Source organism: Natrinema soli (assembly GCF_028618695.1).
Map to the genome: position 1 here is coordinate 1 of NZ_JAQIVI010000667.1, position 4,306 is coordinate 4,306.

5 protein-coding genes are annotated in these 4,306 nt (G+C 65.0%); 1 reads left to right on the forward strand and 4 read right to left on the reverse strand.

Annotation, left to right across the window (positions count from 1 at the left end):
• On the forward strand, positions 1-494 hold a 494-nt coding region (locus PGX04_RS29650; RefSeq protein ID WP_273741775.1), incomplete at its 5' end, for a Dph6-related ATP pyrophosphatase.
• A gap of 179 nt (positions 495-673) precedes the next feature.
• Here the strand turns inward: PGX04_RS29650 and PGX04_RS29655 are convergent.
• The 4 genes from PGX04_RS29655 to purH form a co-directional block, all read right to left on the reverse strand.
• Positions 674-1,336, reverse strand: a complete 663-nt coding sequence (locus tag PGX04_RS29655; RefSeq protein ID WP_273741776.1) for a DUF3267 domain-containing protein — start codon at positions 1,334-1,336, stop codon at positions 674-676.
• 143 nt (positions 1,337-1,479) lie between these two features.
• Positions 1,480-2,034, reverse strand: a complete 555-nt coding sequence (locus tag PGX04_RS29660) for a metal-dependent hydrolase (RefSeq protein ID WP_273741777.1) — start codon at positions 2,032-2,034, stop codon at positions 1,480-1,482.
• Positions 2,035-2,046: 12 nt separating this feature from the next.
• A complete protein-coding gene (locus PGX04_RS29665) occupies positions 2,047-2,241 on the reverse strand; it encodes a hypothetical protein (protein ID WP_273741778.1) in 195 nt (64 codons plus the stop codon).
• Positions 2,242-2,478: 237 nt separating this feature from the next.
• Positions 2,479-4,116: a bifunctional phosphoribosylaminoimidazolecarboxamide formyltransferase/IMP cyclohydrolase gene (gene purH / locus PGX04_RS29670; RefSeq protein ID WP_273741779.1), complete on the reverse strand. Its 1,638-nt coding sequence runs from the start codon at positions 4,114-4,116 to the stop codon at positions 2,479-2,481.
• Between the last annotated feature and the right edge of the window lie 190 nt (positions 4,117-4,306).

Consider the following 4,306-nt stretch of genomic DNA (forward strand, 5'->3'; position numbering starts at 1 on the left):
CGGCGACCGACTCGAGCGCGCAGGGCGACGACGAACTCGAGCCCCTCGAGGCTGCCCTCGAGGAGCTCGACCGCGAACTCGCGGGCGGCATCGCCGGCGTCACGGCGGGAGCCGTCGAAAGCGAGTATCAGACGAGCCGCATCCGGGGGATGTGCGACCGACTCGATTGCGACCTCTTCGCGCCGCTGTGGCAGGAGGATCCCCGCGAACTGGCCGACGCGATGCTCGAGGCCGGTTTCGAGATCACAATCATTCAGGTCGCCGCCCACGGACTCGACGAGTCGTGGCTGGGCCGGACCCTCGACCGCGAGGCGATCGACGACCTCGAAGCCCTCAACGAGGAGTACGGCGTCCACATTCTGGGAGAGGGCGGCGAATTTGAGACGCTGGTGGTCGACGGACCACACATGGATCGGCGTCTCGCCCTCGAGTACGAGACCGAGTGGGAGGGGACACGCGGGCGGTTGCGGATTACGGATGCAAGGCTCGAGTGAGAACGGACATTGTCCCGCGAGTGAACGGAGTAAACGAGCGGGCTTTTGGTCCAGTTTCTCGAGTGATCCGATCGCGATGGGAGGACTGAGAACATGAATTCTGTGGGGAGTCGGTGAACGGCGATGCTGAGATCGTCGAGAGAGAGAACGCATGAATGCGACGGTTGATACTCGATCGGTCACACCTCGACATCGAGCGGTTCGAATACGTACATGTGTCGGAGATCGACGTCGTACATGAGCGTTCCCTCCGGCATCCGTCGGAGACACCAGACGACGTACAGGTCCCCGACCGCGCCGGTCGTGTTTATGACCAACACCATATAGGCCGTGACGGCGATACTCGGCACGGGAACGGCCAAAAGCGGCGTCGCACCGATCGCGATACTCACGAGCGGGGCGAGCCCGATAGGGAACAGTTGCTCGCGTCGCTGGAACTGACCGAACGCCGCCGCGTAGAAGGCCCCCATGGCCAGATTCACGCCGTAGGTCACGTCTTGTCCGTAGTAGCGCATAACAGCACCGTGAAGTAGTTCGTGAACGGCTACTGTCACGAACAGGGCCACGACGAACGGAAGTCCCACGTCGATCATGTCCAAGACGAGCACTGTACTGTCTCCCGTCTCAGTCACGGCGAACAGCGTTGCGAACACCTCCGGTCCCTGTATTTGCCAGAGCAGCCAGCCGAATCCGTATGCCGTGAGCAAAAACAGCGGAACTGACACCAACAGCAACACTAGTGTCGGATACTCGAATAGCTTCGGCTCGTCGTATCCCGCCGGTGGCGCCGGTGGACTCGGCGTCTCCCGTTCGGGACGGACTGCAAACTTCATCTCGACCATACGGCCGATTCTCTGTTCCGGTACTTCACAGTCGCGCTGGACCGACCGGTCCACTCGGTGAGGCGGCGGTCTGTGAGGACGCTGGCTCGTTCGTGAACGGACGAAATCGGACGAACGGGTGGCTTTCTCCCACCATCTTCGGTTCAGCTACTGATCCGGTAGGGCGTCTCGAGCGGCGCGCTCTCGTACCGGGCGAGCACACGGTGGAGTCCGATGGCCACGGCGAACAGCCCGGCGTTCCAGATCGGCGAATCGTAGTAGATGACGTCGACGATCACCGGCTCCGAGTACAGCGGCCAGAAGGGCGTGAGCGGAGCGGCGATGTCGGGTGTGGAGAGAACGTCCGCAAACAGGTGGCTGATTCCGCCTAGCTCCAGCCCCGCTATCGCGAAGACGAAGACCGTCTCGGATGCGATATCGGTGCTTCGAATCCAGCGGGTGGCAGCGAACCAGGGGGTGAGCCACTTCGCGACGGCCGCGCCGACGAGGACACTCATCAGGAGCACGAACAGCAGGGTGTGGGTCACGCCGTGGTGGGTGATCGGGAGGACCTGCTGCAAGACGAGATCGGTGTCCGGGAGCATCGCGGTGACTAACGCGAAGCCCGCGAACCCGAGCGCGCCGCGTCGCCCCCAGACGAGCCACGCCGGGGCGGCGAACAGCAGCGCCATCCCGAGGTGGCCGGTGACGTCGACCATGGGTCCTGTCGCCTACCGAACCCGCCGTGCGATCCGGAGGAACAGCGACACTGCCGTCCCGAGACCGGGGATGCGAGACGAGAGCGCGGCCGCCCCCAGCAATAGGAGGCCGCTCTTCGGCCGCCCGCGCCGAAACGCCAGCAGGCTGTCGATCAGCGTCGACACGATGCTCAGCTTGTTCGCTGACCGCGAGTTCAGGTTCGCCATCGGTTCGCTCGAGTACGATGCTCCACGACAAATCCGACACCGCTGCAGTAGCAGGCCGCCGAACCGATCGGTTTCGGCCAAAAAGCCGTGCGCTCACTGACTCGCGACCAGGGCCGCTCGTCTTATCGCGGCGCTACGCGCCGCGCTTCCGTTCGCTCGCGGTCCTAATCGTGTCGGAACCAACGAAAGCCGTCACTTCGCTCGCCTTTCGAGTTTCAGACACGCCTTCGCTCTCGCTCAGTCGTGTCTGAAACTCCGCTGTCCCGTAAACGCCATCGCCATTCCGTGTTCGTTCGCCGCCTCGATCACGTCCTCGTCGTTGACCGAGCCGCCGGGCTGGACGACCGCCTCGATGCCCGCCTCCGCGGCCTCCTCGATGCCGTCCGGGAACGGGAAGAACGCGTCCGAGGCCATGACCGCTCCCTCGGCATCCTTGCCCTCCGCGTGTTCGTCGGCCTTCATCGCCGCCAGCCGGACCGCGTCGACTCGAGAGACCTGCCCCATCCCGACACCGACCGTCTCGGTGCCCTTCGTGAAGAGGATCCCGTTCGACTTGACGTGTTTGAGCGTCTGCCACGCGAAGACCATCGACTCGAGTTCCGCCTCGCTCGGCTCGCGCTCGGTGACGACCTCGAGGTCGTCGACTGAAATCGACTGCAGATCTCGTTCCTGGACCAATCGGCCGCCCACGAGCGGTTTTTCGGTGAAGCGCTCGCTCCGCTCGCCCAGTTCACCCACATCCAACACGCGGAGATTGTCCTTCTCGAAGAGCACCTTGAGCGCGTCGTCGGTGTAGCCGGGCGCGACGACGACCTCCTTGAACGAGTCGATGACCCGCTCGGCGGTCGCGGCGTCGCACTCGCGATTCAGCGCGACGATACCGCCGAAGGCGCTCATCGGGTCCGTCGAGAGGGCCTTCTCGTAGGCCTCGGCGAGCGAATCGGCGGTCGCACAGCCTGCCGGGTTGGTGTGTTTGATGACCGCCGCGGCGGGCTCGTCGAACTCCTTGATGAGGTTGAGCGCCCCGTCGGCGTCGTTGTAGTTGTTGTACGACAGCGCCTTCGCGCCCTCGTTCAGCTGGTCGGCGTGGACGACGCTGGCCTCGTCGCAGGTGTAGTCGGTGTAGACCGCGGCGTCCTGATGGGGATTTTCGCCGTACCGGAGCGTGTCCGCGCGGTCGTCGGAGAGCAGTCGACGCGCTGGCAGCCCGTCGTGGCTCTCAGCCTCGGTGCTTGCCACGTCGGCGGCGACGGAGACCTCACCTGCGTCCGTGTCCACGTCGACTGCACCCTCGGCGAACCACTTCACGGCCCGCGGGTACGCGCGGAACTCGCCCTCGTAGAGGACGCGCTCTTTCAGGCCCTCCTCGTCGTCGCCCTCGTAGACCGGGATCGGCTCCTGCGTGACGATCGGCCCGGCGTCGACCTCGCTCTCGAGGACTTCGCCCTCGGCGTCGGTCGCGTCGGTGACGACGTGGACCGTACATCCGGTCACCGAGACGCCGGCCTCGAGCGCGTCGCCCCACGCGTCCATTCCCGGGAACGACGGCAGCAGTGCGGGGTGGACGTTCAGCGTGGTCGGCGCCTCCTCGAGGAACGTATCGGAGAGGATCCGCATGTAGCCGTCCAGACAGACGAGGTCGAACTCGTAGTCAGACAGCGCCTCGAGCACCGCTTCCTCGTGCTCGCTGCGGCTCATGCCGTCCTCGAGCGGGACGACCTCGGTCGGAATCCCGCGCTCGGCCGCGGCCTCGAGCACCGGCGCGTCCTCGCTGTTCGTCAGGACGACGGCGAACTCGACTCCGCCCGGTCGTCGGTCGGCGATGTTCAACAGGTTGCGCCCTCGGTTGCCGGCCATCCCGGCGATTCGCGTCATGGTGGGACTCCCGCCCGCGAGCGGCAAAGTGGTTGCGGTCTCGACGGCCGATATATCCATGTCCGTGTATCGATCCGGCGGTATTCGCGACCTGATCGGGAGAGGTATGCACGCTCGTGGCATCGGACGCTCCGGGTTTCGATACGCTTTTGCACCGCGCTGGACAGACTCGCACAATGACCGAGACCGA